We start from the raw sequence: 19,075 nt of genomic DNA, 5'->3' as shown, positions 1-19,075 counted from the left end.
GGCCCGTCCTGCGCACGGCGTGGCGCCGGATCACCGCTGCGTTCTTCGGCGGCGCGGGGTCAACCCCTGGCCCGGGCGATATAGGCATCGACCTGCCGCTCCAATGCGTCCAGCGGCAGCGCGCCCTGCCCCAGCACCGCCTCGTGAAAGGCGCGGATGTCGAAATCCGGCCCCAGCTCGCGCTCGGCCCGTGCGCGCAGTTCCGCGATCTTCAGCTGGCCGATCATATAGCTGGTCGCCTGCCCCGGATTGTTGATGTAGCGGTCGACTTCCTTCCTGATGTCCCGCTCCGAATTGGGCGAGTTCGCGCGGAAATAGTCGATGGCCCGCTCACGCGACCAGCGCTTGGAATGAATGCCGGTGTCGAGCACGAGGCGGATCGCCCGCCATATCTGCAGCGACAGCATGCCGAAACGCTGCTCGGGCGTGGTATAGACGCCCATCTCGTCCGCCAGCCGTTCGGAATACAGGCCCCACCCCTCGGAATAGGCGCCGTACCCGCCAAAGCGGCGGAACTTGGGCAGGCCTTCCAGTTCCTGCGCGCGGGCGATCTGGAAATGGTGGCCGGGCGCGCCTTCATGCGCGGCGATGGCGTCGGTCTGCACGCGGTTGACCTGGTTCATGTCGGCCAGATTGACATAGAAGATGCCGGGCCGCGATCCATCGGGCGCAGGCCGGTTGTAGAAGGCGACCGACGCCGTATCCTCGCGGAACGGCTCGACCGCGCGCACTTCCAGCGCGGCCTTGGGCAGGCGCTCGAAATATTGCGGGGCCTTGGCCATCACGTTCGCGATCAGCGTGCGCGCTTCCTCAAGATAATTCTCGCGCCCCTCGGCGGTGTCGGGATATTTATAGGCCGGATCGCTGCGCAGCGCGGTGAAGAATTCCTCCAGCGTGCCGGTAAAGCCGATCTCCCGCTTCACCGCCTCCATCTCCGCGCGGATCGCCGCGACCTGCTCCAGCCCGATGGCGTGGATCTGGTCGGCGGTAAGGTCGGTGGTGGTCCAGTCTGCCAGCCGGTTGGCGTAATACGCATCGCCGTCGGGCAGGCTCCACGCCCCGTCATTGCCCCTGGCCTGCGGCTGGACCGCCGCGATGCCAGCGATCAGCGTGTCCACCCCGCTGCGGAACGGCCCGACCAGCGCGGCGCGCCCCTCGTTCAGCAGCCGGGTCTTTTCCGCGTCGGCAATCGCCAGCGCGTTCACCTTTTCCTGAAAATCGGCCCACAGCGGATTGTCCTCGCCCGCGGTGAAAGGCGCGCCTTGCAGGATGCTGCGCGCATCGGCGGTCGCGGGTTCAAAGACCATTTCGGGCGGCACGATGCCCATCGCGGCCTGCTGCCGCATCACCGCCACCGTCTCGTTCATCACGCGCTGGCTGTCGCGCAGCCGGGCGATATAGGCCTCGGCATCGGCGCTGCTGTCGATCTTGTGCTGGTTGATGAGGAACACGGGTATCTCGCCCGCCGGGGTGCCATTGGTCGACACCGGGAACGCATAGGCGCTGAACCGCGCGCCCTCGCGCTCGCGCTCCACCTGCCGTTCGAAGAGTTCATAGCTGAGCCGCGCCGAAGGCCCCAGGGTCGCGGGATCGAACTGCGCGCGCATCTCGGCCAGCTGCCGCTCGGCCAGCGCGAGCGAGCGCGCCTCCGCCTCCAGCGTGTAATCGTCGAGCTTCCCGTAATCCTGCTTCGACCCCAGGCTGGTCAGCGATTCCGGGCTGAGCGCCACCTGCGCATCGAAGGCCGCGTCGAGGAAATTCAGCAGGCGCGCATCCTGCTGCGCAGTCGATTGCGCGGTGCCCCCCGTCTGCGATGGCGCGCCCTGCACCGGTGGAGCCGCGGGCACGCCCTCCGTCTGTGCGGCGCAGCCGGCGAGAAGGAGGACGGGAAGCAGACGATACATGCGGGCAAATCCTTTCCGGTGACGCGCGCAACCTAGAAACTTTGACGGATTTTTAAAAGCCCATCAATAGCTTGGCCGCAAATCGGCGGCACCGCCGCGCGCGCCGGGATCGGAACGGATCGCCCTATTTCGGCAGCACCTTCACGTCACCGGCAATCCGGAAACCGGCCCGGACGCCCGGCGCGGCCTGCAGCCCCGGCCTCGACACCGGCTGTCCGCCGCCGACCCACACATCGACCTGTCCGGGCCGAACGGCACGCACGCCCTGCGCATCGACGGTGCTCAGCGCGCGCTCGTCCAGCGTGAAGGTCACGCTGCGCTTCTCGCCCTGCGCAAGGCTGATGCGGTCGAAGGCGGCCAGCGAACGGATCGGCTGGTCGGGCTGGTCGGGACGCGACAGATAAAGCTGCACCACCTCGTCGCTGTCCATCGCGCCGGTATTGGCGACATCGACCGTGACGGTCACCGTGCCGTCGGCGTTCACCACAACCTGCGGATCCGAATAGGCAAAGCTGGTGTAGGCCAACCCATGCCCGAACGGATAGAGCACCTCGCCCGTGTGATATTTATAGGTGCGGTTGCGCATCGAATAATCGGTAAAGCCCGGCAGATCGTCCACCCCGCGATAGAAGGTGACCGGCAGGCGTCCGGCGGGGCTGTAATCGCCCGCGATCAGCTGCGCCACCGCGTGACCGCCGCTGCCGCCGGGATACCATGCCTCGACGATGGCGGGCACGTTCTGGTCCGCCCAGTTCACCGCCAGCGCGCTGCCGTTCATCAGGACGAGGACCATCGGCTTGCCGGTCGCATGCACCTGTTTCAGCAACGCCTGCTGCGGGGCCGGCAGGTCGATCTTGGTGCGGTCGCCACCCACGAAGCCGTCGGCCTCGACCTTCATCTCCTCGCCCTCGATCCGCGCCGACAGCCCGCCGACGAAGATCACCAGATCGGCATCCCGCGCCGCCTCGACCGCGCGCGCGCCGGTGTCGTCGGGTCGGTTCCAGACAAGGAACTGCTCGCCGCGCTGCCCGCGCTGCCATGCCTCGACCCGGATCGGATAGATCTTCCCGGCCTCCAGCGTGGTCGTGCCCGACATGATCGAGGGCGCATCGCCCACGCCCCATTCCTCGACCACCGGCTTGCCATCGACATAGACGCGGTAACCGTTCTCGGACGCGAAGCGGAAATTATAGGTCCCCGTCTCGGGCGCCTTGATGAAGCCGGTCCAGCGGATCGACGTCTCGCGCCCGTCGCTGCGCCACTGGACATAGGGCCGCTCCTCGACCGTGGTCTCGGTCGGCGTGCCTTGCAGTTCGCGGTTGTCGAAATGCTCCGCCGTCAGGCCCGGCCGCGTGCACGCCGCATCGGCGCACAGGACCGAGGCATCGACATCGGATTCGGGCGCGCCGATCAGGCCGGTGCCCTGCACATAGTCGATCCGGCTGTCGGGAAAACGCGCCCGCAGCCCGTCGAGCACGGTCACCGGATCGCTGGGCGTCCCATAGTAATTGCCGACCAGCGTGTCGAAACTGTCCGCGTTCGGTCCCACCACCGCGATCCGGCGCGGCGCGGATTTCAGCGGCAGCAGGTTCCCCTCGTTCTTCAGCAGCACCATCGAGGCCTTCGCCATCTCCAGCGATTTGGCACGGTGTTCCGGCGTGTCGAAATCCTGCGCGGTGATGTCCGCCCAGGGCAGCGTTTCATAGGGATCGAACATGCCCAGCTGCATGCGCGCGGTAAACAGGCGCACCAGCGCGCGGTCCAGCACGTCCTCCGGCAGCACGCCGGTCTGCACGCCCTCGACGATCTGCTCCGGCTCGGTGTTCAGCCCGTCGCGGTAATCGCCGCAGATGACATCCATGCCCGCCTTGAAACCCAGCGCGACGCCCTTCACGCGGTCCCGCTCATAAGCCAGCGCATCGTCGCGGTAGATATTGGCCGCGCCGCCGCAATCGGTCACGACATAGCCGTCAAAGCCCCAGTCCTGCCGCAGCCGCTCCTCCATCAGGAAGTCGCTGGCGCAGGCGGGAATACCGTAGAGCGCGTTATAGGCGCACATGATCGAACCGACCTCTCCGTCGATCACGGTGGTGCGAAACGCGGGAAGATAGGTTTCTTCCAGATCCTTTGCGGTCGGGTGGAAATCCTGCTGATGGCGGCCCTGTTCCGGCCCCGAATGCACCGCGTAATGCTTCGACGTGGCGATGGTCTTGTAATATTTCGGATCGTCGCCCTGCAGCCCGCCGATGAAGGCATTGGCGATGGCGCCGGTCAGCACCGGATCCTCGCCATAGGTTTCCTGCCCCCGGCCCCAGCGCGGATCGCGGAAGATGTTGATGTTGGGCGACCACACGGTCAGCCCCTGGTAGAACCCGCTCGACCCGTCGGGCTGCAGCGTGTCGAGATATTTGGCGCGGAACTCGTCGGAAATGACGGTCGCGCTTTCGTGCATCCGTTCGGTGTCCCATGTCGCCGCCATGCCGATGGCCTGCGGGAGCACGGTGGCGACGCCCGCGCGCGCGACGCCGTGCAGCCCCTCGTTCCACCAGTTATAGCCCGGCACCTTCAGCCGCGGGATCGCGGGCGCGGTATGCCCCGCCTGCCTCGCCTTCTCCTCCAGCGTCATGCGCGAAACGAGATCCCTGGCCCGCGTCTCGAAATCGAGCGACGTGTCGAGATAGGCCGCGTATCCGGCCGCGTCTTCCGTGGGGGCCGATGCGGTGGCGGCAGGCGGCTGCGAGGCGGTGGACGCGCAGCCCGTGGTCAGCGCCGTGGTCAGCGTCAGGATCACGGGGACGGCGAAAGTCTTGAAACGATGCTTCACGGGGGCTCTCTCCATGGGCGGTCTTGATGCCGCCGCTCATTCTTCAAGCGATCAGTGCCTTGCAGCGCCCGGGGGGTCAATAGTTAGCGCTACCATTTATCGCTGCAAGCGGGTTACAGATACCGCCGCGTCAAGGTTCCAGCATGGGATCGGCGTAGCGACTGATGGGCCGTGATCGGCCGGATTCGGGTGGGGAGACAGATCTATGATGAAACAGGCACTGGCATCGGCGGGCGCGCTCGCGCTGGCCGGCTGCGCGACGCTGCCGGCTGCAAACGATATGGCGGATCGCAGCTACGCACCGGATTGCGCCGCGATCGGCAGCTTCCTCGACAGCGCGGTGGCGCAGGGCCGGACAGTCGGGGCCTCCGCCCTTGTCTGGAAGGACGGACGCGAGGTCTGCTTCGACAGCGCCGGGCTCGCCTCGCGAGAGGACGAACGCCCGTTCGCGCGCGACACGCTGGTGCAGATATTCTCGATGACCAAGCCGGTGACCGGCATCGCGCTGATGCAATTGTGGGAACAGGGCAAGTTCGGGCTCGACGACCCGCTCTACTGGCACCTGCCGGAATACAAGGATCTGAAGGTCGCGACCGGGCTTGGCCCCGACGGCCAGCCGGTGCTGCGCGATCCCTTACGCCCGCCCACCGTGCGCGACGTGCTGCGCCACACGGCGGGCTTTACCTATGGCGGGTCGGAGGAACCGGCCGATGTCGTCTGGGCGCAGCTGCAGCCGCTTTCGCCCGACAACACGCTGGCGCAGTTTTCGCAAAAGATGGCGCAGGTGCCGCTGCTGGCTGATCCGGGCACCCGCTGGATCTATTCCGCCAGCGTCGACGTGCAGGCCCGCCTTGTCGAGGTGCTGTCGGGCATGGCGTTCGACGATTATGTCGCGGCCAATATCTTCACCCCGCTAGCCATGACCGACAGCGCGTGGAAGCGCGAGAGCGGCGATCTGGACCGTCTCGCGCGCATTTATGTCGCGGATGAAAGCGGCGCGCTGCAGCCCATGCCGCGCGAGATCTGGCTGGAACCCAATTTCGCGGGCAAGCCGATGACGATGGGCGGCGCGGGCATTGTCACCACGGTCGACGATTACATGCGCTTTGCCCGCATGCTGCTGAACGAGGGCGAGCTTGACGGCCAGCGCATCGTGCAGCCCGAAACGATCCGCCTGATGTCGACCGACATGCTCGACCCGCGCATCCCCACCGAAAACCGCATGTGGCTGCCCGGCAAGGGGAGCGGCGGCTTCGGCCTCGACTTCTTCGTGCGCACCGCTCCGCCTGCCACGGCGGAGGAAAACCGCGGCACGGTCGGCGAATTCTTCTGGGACGGCTTTCCCTCGATGCTGTTCTGGGTCGATCCGGCGCAGGACATGGCGGTGGTCTTCGCCACGCAAAAGGTGCCGTTCGACAATGCGCTGCATCACGGTTTCCGCGATGCCGTCTATGGCGCGGACTATGCGGGTATCCCGCCCGAATAGGCGCGCAAGGCAGCTGGCGCGAAGCGGGGAAGGCTGGCCTTCACAACCCCGGCCTTCCCAATCCCGGCAACCCATGATACCGCTACCATCAATCGACGGCGCACAAGAACGGGCCGCGGGCGGGGGATGAGGGATGATGACGGCAAACCGGCGTACGATCATGGCAGGCGCGGGCGCGGGTCTCGCGGTGGCCTATGGCCTCGGCAGCGGGGCGCGTGCGAACGCAGCGCAGCCGCAACGCAAGCTCGGCTATGCCATCGTCGGCCTCGGCTATTACGCGACGCAGCAGATCATGCCGCAGTTCCGCGACTGCGAATTCGCAAGGCTGACCGCGCTGGTCAGCGGCACGCCGGAAAAGCTGGAACGATACGGCGAAGAATACGGCATCCCTGTCACGCACCGCTACAGCTATGCCGATTACGATTCCATCCGCGACAATCCGGACATCGACATCGTCTATGTCGTGCTGCCCAATGCGATGCATGCCGAATATTCGATCCGCGCGGCGCAGGCGGGCAAGCATGTCATGTGCGAAAAACCGATGGCGGTCAGCGCCGCCGAATGCGAGGCGATGATCGCGGCCTGCCGCAAGGCGGGCACGAAGCTGATGATCGGCTATCGCTCGCAGTTCGAACCGCACAATCTGCACGCGATGGCGCTCGCGCAAAGCGGCGATCTGGGGCCGACGCAGATCATCACCTCGGAACACGGGTTTTATGCGCAGCCGAACCAATGGCGGCTGGAACGTCCGATGTCGGGCGGCGGATCGCTGATGGATATCGGCATCTACAGCCTGCAGGCCGCACGCTATCTGGCGGGCGAGGAACCGGTCGAGGTCACCGCCATGGAATCGACCGACCGCAGCGACCCTCGTTTCGCAAGCGTGGAGGACCGGATCGACTTCGTGCTGCGCTTTCCCTCGGGCATCATGGCCAGCTGCGTCAGCTCCTATTCCTCGAACCATAACAACTTCCGCCTTCACGGTACGGAAGGCTGGCTTCGCGCCGAACCGGCGACCGCCTATACCGGCCATCGGCTGTGGGTGGAACGGGACGGGCAGACGCAGGAGATAAACTTGCCTCCACCGGACAAGAACCAGTTCGCGGCGCAGCTCGATCATCTGCCGCAGGCGATCATGGCGGGCACCCAGCCGCGCGCCTCGGGCGAGGAAGGCTGGCGCGACCTCAGCATCATAGAGGCGATTTACCGGTCCGCACGCGAAGGCCGCGCCATCCGGCTGCCCGAAACCCTCGCAACCGGACCCGCAGGCGCATGAAGCTCGACCGCCGCAGCCTGATCGCGGCAGGCACGCTGCTCGCCGCCACCGCCCGCTTTCCCGCGCTCGCCGCGCCTGCACAAAAACTGTCTTCCGCGCAGCGAAACCGCATCGACACGCTGCTCGCCGCGATGACGCTGGACGAGAAGATCGGCCAGATGGTCCAGATCGCGGGCGGACGCCAGATCGCGCTGAATTCCCGGCTGGACGAGGCCGCGCTGGACAAGGTGCGCGCAGGCCGCGTCGGGTCCTTCCTGCATGTCGCGGGGGCGCAGCCGCTGCAGGCGCTGCAACGCGTCGCGGTCGAGGAATCGCGGCTGGGCATTCCGCTGCTGTTCGCGATGGATGTCGTGCACGGCTATCGCACGATCTTCCCCGTGCCGCTGGCGATGGCGGCCAGTTTCGATCCCGATGTCGCGCACCAGGCCGCCCGGATTGCGGCGGTTGAGGCTTCGGTCAGCGGGCTGCACTGGACCTTCGCGCCGATGATCGACATCGCCCGCGACGCGCGCTGGGGCCGCGTGGTCGAAGGCGCGGGCGAGGACCCCTATCTGGGCGCGCGCATCGCAGTCGCGCAGATCGAGGGCTTCCAGACGGCGGACCCCGCCAATCCCGACACGGTGCTGGCCTGCGCCAAGCACATGGGCGCCTATGGCGCAGCGATCGGCGGGCGCGATTACGACAGCGCCGAATTGTCCGAACGCACATTGCGCGAAACCTATCTCGCGCCGTTCCATGCCGCATCCCATGCAGGCGTCGGCACGATGATGACCGCGTTCAACGATCTGTCCGGCGTGCCCACGACGGGCAACGAAGCGCTGGTGCGCGGCATTTTGCGCGAGGAATGGGACTATCAGGGACTGGTGGTCAGCGACTGGAACGCGATTAAGGAGCTGATCGCCCACGGCGCGGCGGCGACCCCTGCGCAGGCCGCGGCGCTGGCGCTGCGGGCCAGCGTCGACATGGATATGACGAGCAACACCTATGCCGACCACCTCGCCCCGGCGGTAGCGGCCGATCCGTCGCTGCTGCCGCTGGTCGACGAAGCGGTGGGCCGCATCCTTGCCGCCAAGGCGCGGCTGGGCCTGTTCGACGATCCCTATCGTTTCGGCGATGCCGCGCGCGAAAAGACCGTGCTGCAATCGGCGGACCACCGCGCCGCCGCCCGCCGCGCGGCGGAGCGCTCCATCGTATTGCTGCGCAACGAAGGCGCGACGCTGCCGATCCGTTCGGGCCGGACCATCGCGCTGATCGGCGCGCTGGCGGACGATGCCAACAGCACGCTGGGATCATGGCGCGCGCGCGGGAACAAGGACGAATCGATAACGCTGCGGCAAGCGCTGGCCGAACGGGCGACGGTCCGCTTCGCCCCCGGCGTCGATACGCGCAGCGGCGATACTGCGGGCATCCCCGCCGCCGTCGCGGCAGCCGAACAAGCGGACATCACCATCATCGCTCTGGGCGAGGATTACGATTATTCGGGCGAGGCGCGCAGCCGGTCGGACATCACCCTCCCCGGCGCGCAGCTTGCCCTGATCGAGGCGCTGCGCGCCACCGGCAAGCCCATCGTCGCCGTGCTGATGAATGGCCGTCCGCTCGCGCTGGAATCGGCGCTGGAGGGTATCCCGGCGGTGCTAGAAACATGGTTCCTCGGCAATGAGAGCGGCCATGCCATCGCCGACGTGCTGATGGGCCGCGTGTCTCCGGCTGGGCGCCTGCCGATGGGCATACCGCGAAACGGCGGACAGCTGCCCCTGTTCTACGCGCATCCCCCGACGGGCCGCCCCGCCAATCCGGATCTCGCCGTCGACAGCGCGCGCTATCGCGACGCCGATATTGGTCCGCTGTTCCCGTTCGGCCACGGCCTCTCCTATAGCCGGTTCGACTATTCCGACCTGCGCGCCGAAGGGCAGGGCGCGAAAAACCACATGGTCGCCGTCACCGTCACCAATTCGGGCCCTGTCGCAGCGGACGAGGTGGTGCAGCTCTATATCCGTGCCCCCGTCCCCGGCCTTGCGCGTCCGGTCAGGGAACTACGCGGTTTCGCAAGGATCACGCTCGCCCCCGGCGAATCGCGGCGGGTCGGCTTCGCGCTTTCCAGCGACCAGTTCGCCTATTGGGACGACGGCTGGAAGGTCGCGGCAGGGCCGGTCGAATGCATGGTCGGCGCATCGTCCGACGACATCCGCCTGACGACCGCCATCGCCGTGCCGTCCGCCTACGACCTCGCCGCCGGTGCGCTGGCGGGGGCCGCGCTCGCCACGCAAGTCACGCTGGGCTGATATTACGATGAGCGCCGGTACCGGACCCGTCCTCGTCATCGTCGCACTCAGCATCGCGGCGCTGATCGGCCTGGTGCTGCGCTTCAAGGTGCCCGCCTTCATTGCGCTGCTGGTGGTCGCGCTCGGCACCGGCCTCGCGCTGGGCGGCAAACCCGACGAGGTGATCGAGGCGGTGCGCACCGGCACCGGACAGGCGCTGGGCTTCGTCGCGGTGGTCATCGGCCTCGGCGCGATGCTGGGCGGATTGCTGGAGGCGAGCGGCGGCGTCGCCGCGCTCGCCCACCGGCTGCTGGCCGCATTCGGAGAGAAGCGCGCGACATGGGCGCTGACCGCGATCGGCATCATCGTCGGCATACCGCTGTTCTTCGATGTCGCCTTCATCGTGCTCGCCCCGCTGGTCACCACTCTTTCGCTCAGGTCGGGTCGGCGGGTCACCTTCTTCGCGCTTCCGCTGCTGGCCGCGCTGATGGTCATGCATGCGCTGCTGCCGCCGCATCCGGGGGCGGTCGCGGTGGCGGAACTGCTGGGCACCGATTACGGGCTGATGGTAATCTACGGCTTTGCCTGCGGCATACCCGCCGCCATCGTCGCAGGCCCGATCTATGCCAGGCTGGCCCATGGTGCGCCCGGGTTCGGCGATCTGTCGCCCCCGCCCCGCCTGAACGAGGGTGCCGCGCCGATCCATCCCATCGGTTTCGGTCCCGCGCTGGCGGGCATGCTGGTGCCACTGGCCCTGATCATGCTGGCTGCCGTGGCCGAATGGCTGATGCCCGCCAGCCCGCTCCGCCAGGCCGTGCTGTTCATCGGCCACCCGTTCAGCGCCTTGCTGATCGCCTGCGCCTTCGTGGCCCTGTGGCTGCGCTTCGTGTCGCACGCATCGCTGGGGATCATATCCGACGTCATGACCCGCGCGCTGGCACCGGCAGGCCTGATGGTCCTCGTCGTCGGGGCGGGCGCAGCCTACAAGGAAGTGCTGATCCAGTCGGGCGCGGGCGAGCGGATCACCGATCTCGTCGCCTCGGCCAATCTTTCGCCGCTCGTCTTCGCCTTCCTGCTGTCCGCTTTCGTCCGCGTGGCGCAGGGTTCGGCGACGGTGGCGATGGTGACGGCAGGCGGCCTCGCCGCGCCGCTGATCGCGGCCGCAGGGCTTTCGCCGGCGCAGGTCGCGCTGGTTACCGTGGCCATCGGCGCGGGCGCCACGGTGGTCAGCCATGTCAACGATACCGGCTTCTGGCTGGTCAAGCAGTTCCTTGGCCTCACCGAAGCGCAGACACTCAGGAGTTGGACCATATGCTCGACAATCGCAGGCTGCATCATGTTCGTCATGGCGGCGATCCTTTGGCCGTTCGCATGAACGTCACGCGCCGGGCGCTGATCGCCGGCATGGCCGCCGCACCGCTGGCCGCCTGCGCCGCGCGCATGGAAGGCGCCCCGCCGCCGCCACGCGAATATGTCGGCGGGGTAGAGCAGTTCGATCCCGCGCTTTTGCAGATCGTCGACCCTGCCGCCCGCCCCGAAGTGCTCGCCACCGGCTATGGCTGGGCCGAAGGGCCGGTGTGGGTGCCCGCGGGCTATCTGCTGTTCAACGACCCCGGCAATAATGTGATGTACCGCTATGTCCCCGGCGGAGAGGTGGAGGAATTCCTCCGCCCCTCGGGCCTCGAGGGCACCGTCCCGCCCGAGATCCGCGAGGCGGGGGCGAACGGCATGGCGATAGATTCCATGGGCCGACTGGTCTTCGCCGACAGCGGGTCGCGCAATATCTCGGCGCGCGATCTTGCGACGATGCAGCGCACGGTGCTGGTGGACCGCTACGACGGCAAGCGCTTTAACAGCCCCAACGATCTGACCATGGCGCGCAGCGGCGCGATCTATTTCACCGATCCGCCCTATGGCTTCGCCGATGCTGAGCAATCGCCGCTGCGCGAAGTGACCTCCAACGGGCTGTACCTGCGCCGGCCCGACGGGACCTTGCTGCTGCTGGACGAACACCGCAGGCCCAACGGCGTCGCGCTCTCGCCCGACGAACGCACGCTCTATCTTGCGCTGTCGGACGAGCAGCGACCGCAGGTGCTGGCCTATCCGCTGGGGGCGGACGGCACGCCGACCGGTCCGGCGCGGCTGTTCCACGACATGACCGCATGGCACGAGAAGGGCCTTCCCGGCCTTCCCGACGGGATCAAGACCGACAAGGCGGGCCATGTCTTCGCCACCGGACCCGGCGGCGTCCATGTGCTGTCGCCGGACGGCACGTTGCTGGGTCTGATCGGCACGGGCACGGCCATCGCCAATTGCGCGATCGGGCGGGGCGAGGACGGCGGCGCGGCGCTCTATATGACCGCGCACACCATGCTGGCCCGCATCCCGCTGCGCATCGCGGTCTGATCGCGGCGCGCGGCGCAGGCGGGGGCTACCCTCGTTCGGGGCCGTAGATCGACATCAGCGAGTCGGCGAAATCCTGTTCGCGGCTCGAACACACGCCCAGCACCTGCGCCTCGTCGCAGCCGTCGGCGACGACATAGGCGTGGCCCATGTCGGAATCGATATAGATGCCATCGCCCTTGTGCAGCGTGACCGGTTCGTAGAACTCGGTATGCACGACGATGCTGCCGTCGAGGACGTGGATATATTCCTCGCCCGGATGGCGCACCAGCCTGCCGAACTCCTCTGCCGTGCGGGCGCGGATCGTGGTGATGATCGGGATCATCATCTTCTGCCGCAGTTCGGGGCACATGTAGTGATAGTCGTAATTGGGCGTCGTCACCCGCACCGCGCGGTCGGCCCGGCCGATGCTGCGCCGTCCGGTGACCGCCCGGTCCTCCTCGCGCTCCGCCGGCTCGGCGAACAGCTCGGACAGCCGAATGCCCAGCCGCTGGCTCAGCTGCATCAGCTTGTCATAGGTCAGCGTCAGCCGGTCATGCTCGACCTTTGACAGCGTCGATACGGGGATGCCGGTTTCCGCGCTCATTTCCTTGAGCGTCCAGCCCTTCCGGCTGCGCAGCCCCTTCAGCAGGCTGCCCAGCGTCGGATGCCGGTCCGGCGAGGAGATCGCTTCAGATTTCCCCATTTGACAATTCTCTGATTAGGATCATTATGTCCCGATTACGTCAAAAGTTTGCCGCTCGAGGTTAGCCGCGAAACGCGGTCGAGGCAACATGGGTCGGATTTTGGGGGTTCCATGCGCATAGTCAGATTTCCCTTCGCGGGCGTGCTCGCGCTCTGCATGCTTCTCGCTTCGCTCGGCACGATGCTGATGGCACAGGCCCCCGCCCCGGGGGCGCCGGAACAGGCGCAGCCCGCCAACGCGGCCTCCGCATCGGGCGATTCCACCATGCCGGACGGCAATGGCGCGCCGTTGACCAAGAACGACCTCGACGCATGGCTCGACGGCTACATGCCCTATGCGATCGGCGACGGCGACATCGCGGGCGCGGTGGTGGTGGTCGTCAAGGACGGCGAGATCCTGACCCAGCGCGGCTTCGGCTATGCCGATGTCGAAAGCCGCACGCCGGTCGACCCCGAAAAGACCCTGTTCCGCCCCGGTTCGGTATCCAAGCTGATCACCTGGACCGCGGTCATGCAGCAGGTCGAACAGGGCAAGATCGACCTCGACGCCGACATCAACCAATATCTCGACTTCGAGATTCCCGCCTATGACGGCCAGCCGGTGACGATGCGCCAGCTGATGACGCATACCGCCGGTTTCGAAGAGCAGGTGAAGGACCTGATCGGCAGCGACCGCGACGCGATCCCGCCCTATGACGAGCTGCTGAAGCGCTGGATCCCCCGGCGCATCTTCGCGCCCGGCACCACGCCCGCCTATTCCAACTACGGCACCTCGCTCGCCGGCTATATCGTCGAGCGCGTATCGGGCGAGCCTTTCGACGATTATGTCGAGCGGCATATCTTCGGCCCGCTGGGCATGGACAATTCCAGCTTTCGCCAGCCGCTGCCCGCCAATCTGCAGCCGAACATGGCGACCGGCTATGACAAGATGTCGGGCGAGGTCGTGCCGTTCGAGATCGTCGGCCCCGCGCCCGCCGGATCGATGTCCTCGACCGGCGAGGACATGGCGCGCTTCATGATGGCGCATCTCAACAATGGCGAGCTGAACGGCAATCGCATCCTGAAGCCTGAAACCGCCCGCTACATGCACACAACGGCGACCACGCTGCTGCCCCCGCTCGACCGCATGATGATGGGTTTCTTCGAAACCAACATCAATGACGAGCGGGTGATCGCCCATCTCGGCGACCTCGGCGGCTTCCACACCTCGCTGCACCTGTTCATGGACGAAGACGTTGGCCTCTATGCCTCGTTCAACAGCGGGGGCGAGGAAGGCGCGGTCAATGGCGTGCGCATCAACCTGTTCACCGAATTCGCCGACCGGTACTTCCCCGGCGATCCGATCACCAGCCGCGTCCCGCCCGAGGAATCGGCACGGCACGCGCAGATGCTGGCGGGCAACTGGGTGGCTTCGCGCCGCGCGGATTCGACGTTCCTCAACATCACCCAGCTGATCGGGCAGTCCACCGTGTCGGTCGGCCCCGATGGCGAGCTGATCCTGCCGCCCGGCATGGGCCTGGCCGGCCGCCCCGCCAAATGGGTCGAGGTCGAGCCCTTCGTCTGGCAGGACCTCAACAGCCACACCCGCCTCGCCGCGCGGGTCGAGGACGGCGAGGTCACGCGTTTCAGCCTGTCGATCATGTCGGCCTTCACCGTGTTCGAACGCCCCGTGTGGTACAAGAACGCCGCGCTGCTGATGCCGCTGATCGGTGCCGCGCTGGTGATCCTGCTGCTGACCGCCCTGCTGTGGCCGGTGCGCGCACTGGTGCGCCGCCATTACGGCGCGCCTTTGCCGCTGGAGGGCCGCCAGAGGCTCGGCTACCGCCTGTCGCGCCTTGCCGCGCTGCTGATGGTGCTGGTGCTGGTCGGCTGGGGCGTCCTCATCACGATGATGTTCGCCGACCTTACCAATCTGGGCGGGGCGTTCGATGCCATCACCATCGTGCTGCAGGTGCTGACGCTGGTCGTCTTCATCGGCGGTCTGGCGGTGTTCGCCTGGTATCTGTGGCAGGTCTGGACCGGCCGCCGCCGCTGGACCGCAAAGGTCTGGAGCGTGCTGCTGCTGCTGGCCGGCATCGTCATGGTCTGGCTGGCCGCCGCCTTCCATCTCTTCGGCATCGGGACGAACTACTGATGAGCCATCTTACGCTGGACACAAGGCGCGAAAAACTGCGCCTTGCCGCCCCTTTCCGCATCTCGGGCCATGTGTTCGAGGAGACCGAGGTGGTCGTCGCCACCCTGTCCGACGGCACCCACACCGGCCGCGGCGAAGGCGGCGGGGTCTATTATCTGAACGACGACGCCGACAACATGATCGCCGACATAGAGGCCGCGCGCGGCGGGATCGAAGCGGGCATCGACCGCGCCGCGCTGCAGGACCTGATGCCCGCGGGCGGGGGCCGCAACGCGGTCGACTGCGCGCTCTGGGATCTCGAGGCGAAGCAGAAGGGCGTCCCCGCATGGCAACTGGCCGGGATCGACGCGCCTAGGCCCGTCGTCACGACCTTCACGCTGGGCGCGGACAGCCCCGAAAAGATGGCGGCAGGGGCAAAGGCCTATGCCGCCGCCCGCGCCATAAAGGTCAAGCTGACCGGCGAACTTAATCTCGACATCGAACGCGTGCGCGCCATCCGGCTTGCGCGGCCCGATGTCTGGCTGGGCGTCGATGCCAATCAGGGCTTCACGCTTGCCGAGCTGGGCGAACTGGCCGCCGCGCTCGACGCCTGCCGGGTGTCGCTGCTGGAACAGCCGCTGGCGCGCGGGCGCGAAGCCGATCTCGAAGGCTTCACCAGCCCCATGCCGGTCGCGGCGGACGAAAGCGCGCTCACCAGCGCGGATGTGCCGGGCCTCGCCGGGCGGTTTACCGTCAACAACATCAAGCTCGACAAATGCGGCGGGCTGACAGAGGCGCTGAAGATCGCGAAGGCCAGCCGCGAGGCGGGCCTGCAGGTGATGGTCGGCAACATGGTCGGCACCAGCCTTGCGATGGCCCCAGCCTTCGTCCTCGCGCAATTGTGCGATTTCGTCGACCTCGACGGCCCGACCTTCCTCGCGCAGGACCGCGAGCCTTCGGTCACCTACAGTGACGGCACGATCTGGGCGGGCGACGACATCTGGGGCGGGCCCGACGCGCCGTGACCGGCGGCGCCCCTCCCGCTGACGGCAAGAGCTGGTTCGGCCAGCCGCGCGGGCTGACGATCCTGATACTGACCAATATGTGGGAGACGTTCTCCTACTACGGCATGCGCGCGCTGCTCGTCTATTACATGACGATGGAACTGCTGATCGAGCAGGGCATGTCCTCGGTCATCTACGGCACCTATACCGCCTTTGCCTATTTCACGCCGATCTTCGGCGGGATCATCGCCGACCGCTGGCTGGGCAAGCGCCGTGCGGTGATCCTTGGCGGGTCGATCATGGCGCTGGGTCATTTCATGATGACCTTCGAGCCATTGTTCTACATCGCGCTGGGCACGATTGCGCTGGGCAACGGGTTCTTCCTTCCCAGCCTGCCCAGCCAGATCAACGATCTGTATTCGGCGAACGATCCGCGCCGCCCGTGGGCCTATAATATCTACTACGTCGGCGTGAACATCGGCGGCTTCCTCGCGCCGCTGATCTGCGGGACATTGGGCGAATTCTACGGCTGGCACTACGGTTTCGGCGCGGCGGGCATCGGCATGGCGGCGGGACTCGCGATCTATGTCTGGGGCGGGAAATATCTTCCGGTGGAGGATCGCTCGCCGGTCACGCCCACAGGCGGCAAGGTGAAATTCTGGGACGGCTTCGACCGGGCGACATTGATGCTGCTGGGCGGGCTGCTGCTGGCGGTGACCGTCTTCCGCAGCGCCTACGAGCAGGTCGGCAACACGGTCGCGCTGTGGGCCGACAGCGGGGTGGACCGCGCGGCGGGATCGCTGGAGATCCCGATGACATGGTTCCAGTCGCTTAATCCGCTGCTGGTGATCCTGATGACGCCCTTCCTGCTGGCACGCTGGCGGCGGCAGGCGGCGGCGGGGACAGAGGCTTCGCCGCTGCATAAGATGGCGATCGGCGCGCTGATCGTGGCGGGCGCCTATGTACTGCTGGCGCTGGTCGCGGGCGTGCAGGACGGCGCGCGCGCCAGCTGGCTGTGGCTCGTCGCTTTCTTCGTCGTCCTGACCACGGGCGAACTTTACATCCTGCCCAATGGCCTCGGCATCTTTGCACGCCTCGCCCCGCAGCGCCTGGGTGCGAGCACGGTGGCGAGCTGGTTCTTCGCCACCTTCACCGGCAGCCTTGCGGGCGGCCTTGTCGGCAGCCTGTGGAGCGTGCTTCCGGTGCCCGCCTATTTCGCGCTGCTGGCTGCCATCGCCGCAGCCGCCGCGCTGTTCCTGCGCATGCTCGACAGACCCGCGCGCGCGGTGTTCGCCGCCCGCGCGGCCACCGATGCCGCATCGGGCGAGAACGACGCCCACGACACTATCCCGCGACCCAATCCGGAGGCCATACCGTCATGATCCGCACATTGCCGCGCCTGCTGGCGCCCGTCTCGCTCGTCCTGTGCCTTGCCGCGGCCCCGGCCGCCGCCGAACCGCCCGCCGAACTGGAAGCGCGGGTGGACGCGCTGCTGGACACATTCGGCGCGCCCGGCGCATCGGTCGCCATTGTCGAAAACGGCGAAGTCACCTTCGCCAAGGGCTTCGGCGTCACCGATCTGGACAATCCCGTGCAGGTCACCGCCGACACCAATTTCGCGATCGGTTCGGTCACCAAGGCGTTCACCGCCGCCGGGCTCGCCATACTCGTCGACGACGGCAAGATCGCGTGGGACGATCCGGTGATCGACCACATGCCCGAATTCCGCATGGCCGACGCATGGATCACGCGCGAGATGACGGTGCGCGACCTGCTCGTCCATCGCAGCGGGCTGGGGCTGGGCGCGGGCGATCTGCTGTTCGTGCCGCGCAGCAGCCTGACACGCGCCGACGTGGTCGAGCGGCTGGGCAATATCCCGATCAAGAACGATTTCCGCGGCAGCTATGCCTATGACAACATCCTCTACATGGTTGCGGGCCGCCTGATCGAACGGGTCAGCGGGCAAAGCTGGGAACAGTTCACCACCGAACGCATCCTGCGCCCCGCCGGCATGACCCGCGCCACGGTGCAGAACGACCAGCGCGGCGACGAAAGGCTGATCGCCGATCCGCATGCGCGCATCGACGGCCCGATCCGCGGCCTTGGCACGATGGAGCGGCTGGACGATTCGCTTGTCGTCGCGCAGGTCGCCGCGCCGGCGGGCGGGATCGCCGCCAGCGCCAACGACATGGCCCGCTGGATCGAGGCGCAGCTGGCCCACGGCGACCTGCCCGATACCGGCCCCGAGGACAGGCGCCTGTTCAGCGAGGAACAGGGCCGCGAAATGTGGAAGCCCGCGGTTCTGATGCCCGCCCCCGGCTTTCCCGCCCCGCTCGACCAGACCGCGCCGCTGTTCAACACCTATGCGCTGGGCTGGAACGTGCGCGACTATCACGGCACGCGGGTTATCATGCACGGCGGCGGCGTCTATGGATCGATCACGCGGCTGATCCTGCTGCCCGAACAGGATGTCGGCATCTTTCTTGCCACCAACAGCGAGGAAGCGGGCCTGCTGACCGGCCTGCAGTTCGAACTGATCGACCACTACCTTGGGATCGAGGGCAACGACTGGCCCGCCGCCTTCGGCAAGTTCATCGACGATTATTTCGGCAATGCCGCCAAGGCGCTCGCCGCGCCCGAGGCGAAGCCCGCCGACGTCGGCCCCTCGCGCCCGCTGTCGGCCTATGCGGGACGCTACAACGACCCATGGTTCGGCACGATAAGCATCACCGAGCGGAACGGCGCGCTCAAGGTCGATTACCCGCACTGGCAGGGCGTCACCGCTACGCTGGAGCACTGGCAATACGACACCTTCGTCACCCGCTATAGCGAGGAGGGGTTCGAGCCTGCCTATGTCACCTTCCAGCTGGACGCCGATGGCGCGGTCGACCGGATCACGATGAAGGCGGTCTCACCCGTGGCGGATTTCAGCTGGGATTACAGGGACCTGCTTTTCACACCGGTCGCGGAGGCTGGCGGCCAGTAAACGCCGCGCCTGCCTGACACCCATACTCGGCCGGTCGCCGCTGCCTGTCCTCTGGTCCGCCGGGTGGCTTGCCAGCGCGCGCGGGCAGGCTAAAGCGGTGCCCAGCGAGGACATCGGGGCGGCGCTGGCCCCGT

General features: G+C 67.1%; 12 protein-coding genes. 9 read left to right on the top strand and 3 right to left on the bottom strand.

Going from position 1 to position 19,075, the window contains the following annotated elements:
- Positions 1-59: 59 nt before the first annotated feature.
- Both AC4FIJ_RS03870 and AC4FIJ_RS03865 read right to left on the bottom strand, forming a co-directional pair.
- The gene (locus tag AC4FIJ_RS03870; RefSeq protein WP_490335398.1) at positions 60-1,904 is read right to left on the bottom strand and encodes a DUF885 domain-containing protein; all 1,845 of its coding nucleotides are present in this window, start codon (positions 1,902-1,904) and stop codon (positions 60-62) included.
- A 124-nt stretch (positions 1,905-2,028) separates the two neighbouring features.
- A complete protein-coding gene (locus AC4FIJ_RS03865; protein WP_490335397.1) occupies positions 2,029-4,728 on the bottom strand; it encodes a glycoside hydrolase family 3 C-terminal domain-containing protein in 2,700 nt (899 codons plus the stop codon).
- Positions 4,729-4,936: 208 nt separating this feature from the next.
- Here AC4FIJ_RS03865 and AC4FIJ_RS03860 point away from each other — a divergent pair, with 208 nt between their 5' ends.
- The 5 genes from AC4FIJ_RS03860 (at position 4,937) to AC4FIJ_RS03840 (ending at position 12,157) form a co-directional block, all read left to right on the top strand.
- Positions 4,937-6,214: a serine hydrolase domain-containing protein gene (locus AC4FIJ_RS03860; protein ID WP_490335396.1), complete on the top strand. Its 1,278-nt coding sequence runs from the start codon at positions 4,937-4,939 to the stop codon at positions 6,212-6,214.
- Between the two features lie 136 nt (positions 6,215-6,350).
- Positions 6,351-7,490: a Gfo/Idh/MocA family protein gene (locus AC4FIJ_RS03855; RefSeq protein ID WP_490335486.1), complete on the top strand. Its 1,140-nt coding sequence runs from the start codon at positions 6,351-6,353 to the stop codon at positions 7,488-7,490.
- Entirely contained in the window at positions 7,487-9,772 is a 2,286-nt protein-coding gene (locus tag AC4FIJ_RS03850) for a glycoside hydrolase family 3 N-terminal domain-containing protein (RefSeq protein WP_490335395.1), read from the top strand. The genes AC4FIJ_RS03855 and AC4FIJ_RS03850 overlap by 4 nt, the downstream gene beginning before the upstream one ends.
- Positions 9,773-9,779: 7 nt before the next feature.
- Positions 9,780-11,126 (top strand): GntT/GntP/DsdX family permease, encoded by a 1,347-nt coding sequence (locus tag AC4FIJ_RS03845; RefSeq protein ID WP_490335394.1) that lies wholly within the window; start codon positions 9,780-9,782, stop codon positions 11,124-11,126.
- Positions 11,063-12,157, top strand: coding sequence for an SMP-30/gluconolactonase/LRE family protein (locus AC4FIJ_RS03840; protein WP_490335393.1), 1,095 nt, complete (start codon positions 11,063-11,065; stop codon positions 12,155-12,157). Before AC4FIJ_RS03845 ends, AC4FIJ_RS03840 begins: the two co-directional genes overlap by 64 nt.
- Positions 12,158-12,182: 25 nt before the next feature.
- Here the strand turns inward: AC4FIJ_RS03840 and AC4FIJ_RS03835 are convergent, their stop codons facing one another.
- Positions 12,183-12,839, bottom strand: a complete 657-nt coding sequence (locus AC4FIJ_RS03835; RefSeq protein WP_490335392.1) for a helix-turn-helix domain-containing protein — start codon at positions 12,837-12,839, stop codon at positions 12,183-12,185.
- A 111-nt stretch (positions 12,840-12,950) separates the two neighbouring features.
- On the opposite strand from AC4FIJ_RS03835, the gene AC4FIJ_RS03830 reads away from it, so the two are divergent.
- The 4 genes from AC4FIJ_RS03830 to AC4FIJ_RS03815 are packed head-to-tail and all read left to right on the top strand — an operon-like array spanning position 12,951 to position 18,941.
- A complete protein-coding gene (locus AC4FIJ_RS03830) occupies positions 12,951-14,972 on the top strand; it encodes a serine hydrolase domain-containing protein (protein ID WP_490335391.1) in 2,022 nt (673 codons plus the stop codon).
- Entirely contained in the window at positions 14,972-15,976 is a 1,005-nt protein-coding gene (locus AC4FIJ_RS03825; RefSeq protein WP_490335390.1) for a dipeptide epimerase, read from the top strand. Before AC4FIJ_RS03830 ends, AC4FIJ_RS03825 begins: the two co-directional genes overlap by 1 nt.
- A complete protein-coding gene (locus AC4FIJ_RS03820) occupies positions 15,973-17,337 on the top strand; it encodes a peptide MFS transporter (protein WP_490335389.1) in 1,365 nt (454 codons plus the stop codon). Before AC4FIJ_RS03825 ends, AC4FIJ_RS03820 begins: the two co-directional genes overlap by 4 nt.
- Positions 17,334-18,941, top strand: coding sequence for a serine hydrolase (locus AC4FIJ_RS03815; protein ID WP_490335388.1), 1,608 nt, complete (start codon positions 17,334-17,336; stop codon positions 18,939-18,941). The genes AC4FIJ_RS03820 and AC4FIJ_RS03815 overlap by 4 nt, the downstream gene beginning before the upstream one ends.
- Positions 18,942-19,075 lie beyond the last annotated feature (134 nt).

It is taken from the genome of Croceicoccus sp., from assembly GCF_983967925.1.
This window is presented reverse-complemented; position numbering and strand designations above follow the sequence as displayed.

Bases quoted from the DNA above. Each gene is read 5' to 3' on its own strand.
- AC4FIJ_RS03870 (WP_490335398.1), bottom strand. From the start codon at position 1,904: ATGTATCGTCTGCTTCCCGTCCTCCTTCTCGCCGGCTGCGCCGCACAG.
- AC4FIJ_RS03860 (WP_490335396.1), top strand. From the start codon at position 4,937: ATGAAACAGGCACTGGCATCGGCGGGCGCGCTCGCGCTGGCCGGCTGC.
- AC4FIJ_RS03855 (WP_490335486.1), top strand. From the start codon at position 6,351: ATGACGGCAAACCGGCGTACGATCATGGCAGGCGCGGGCGCGGGTCTC.
- AC4FIJ_RS03850 (WP_490335395.1), top strand. From the start codon at position 7,487: ATGAAGCTCGACCGCCGCAGCCTGATCGCGGCAGGCACGCTGCTCGCC.
- AC4FIJ_RS03845 (WP_490335394.1), top strand. From the start codon at position 9,780: ATGAGCGCCGGTACCGGACCCGTCCTCGTCATCGTCGCACTCAGCATC.
- AC4FIJ_RS03840 (WP_490335393.1), top strand. From the start codon at position 11,063: ATGCTCGACAATCGCAGGCTGCATCATGTTCGTCATGGCGGCGATCCT.
- AC4FIJ_RS03835 (WP_490335392.1), bottom strand. From the start codon at position 12,839: ATGGGGAAATCTGAAGCGATCTCCTCGCCGGACCGGCATCCGACGCTG.
- AC4FIJ_RS03830 (WP_490335391.1), top strand. From the start codon at position 12,951: ATGCGCATAGTCAGATTTCCCTTCGCGGGCGTGCTCGCGCTCTGCATG.
- AC4FIJ_RS03825 (WP_490335390.1), top strand. From the start codon at position 14,972: ATGAGCCATCTTACGCTGGACACAAGGCGCGAAAAACTGCGCCTTGCC.
- AC4FIJ_RS03815 (WP_490335388.1), top strand. From the start codon at position 17,334: ATGATCCGCACATTGCCGCGCCTGCTGGCGCCCGTCTCGCTCGTCCTG.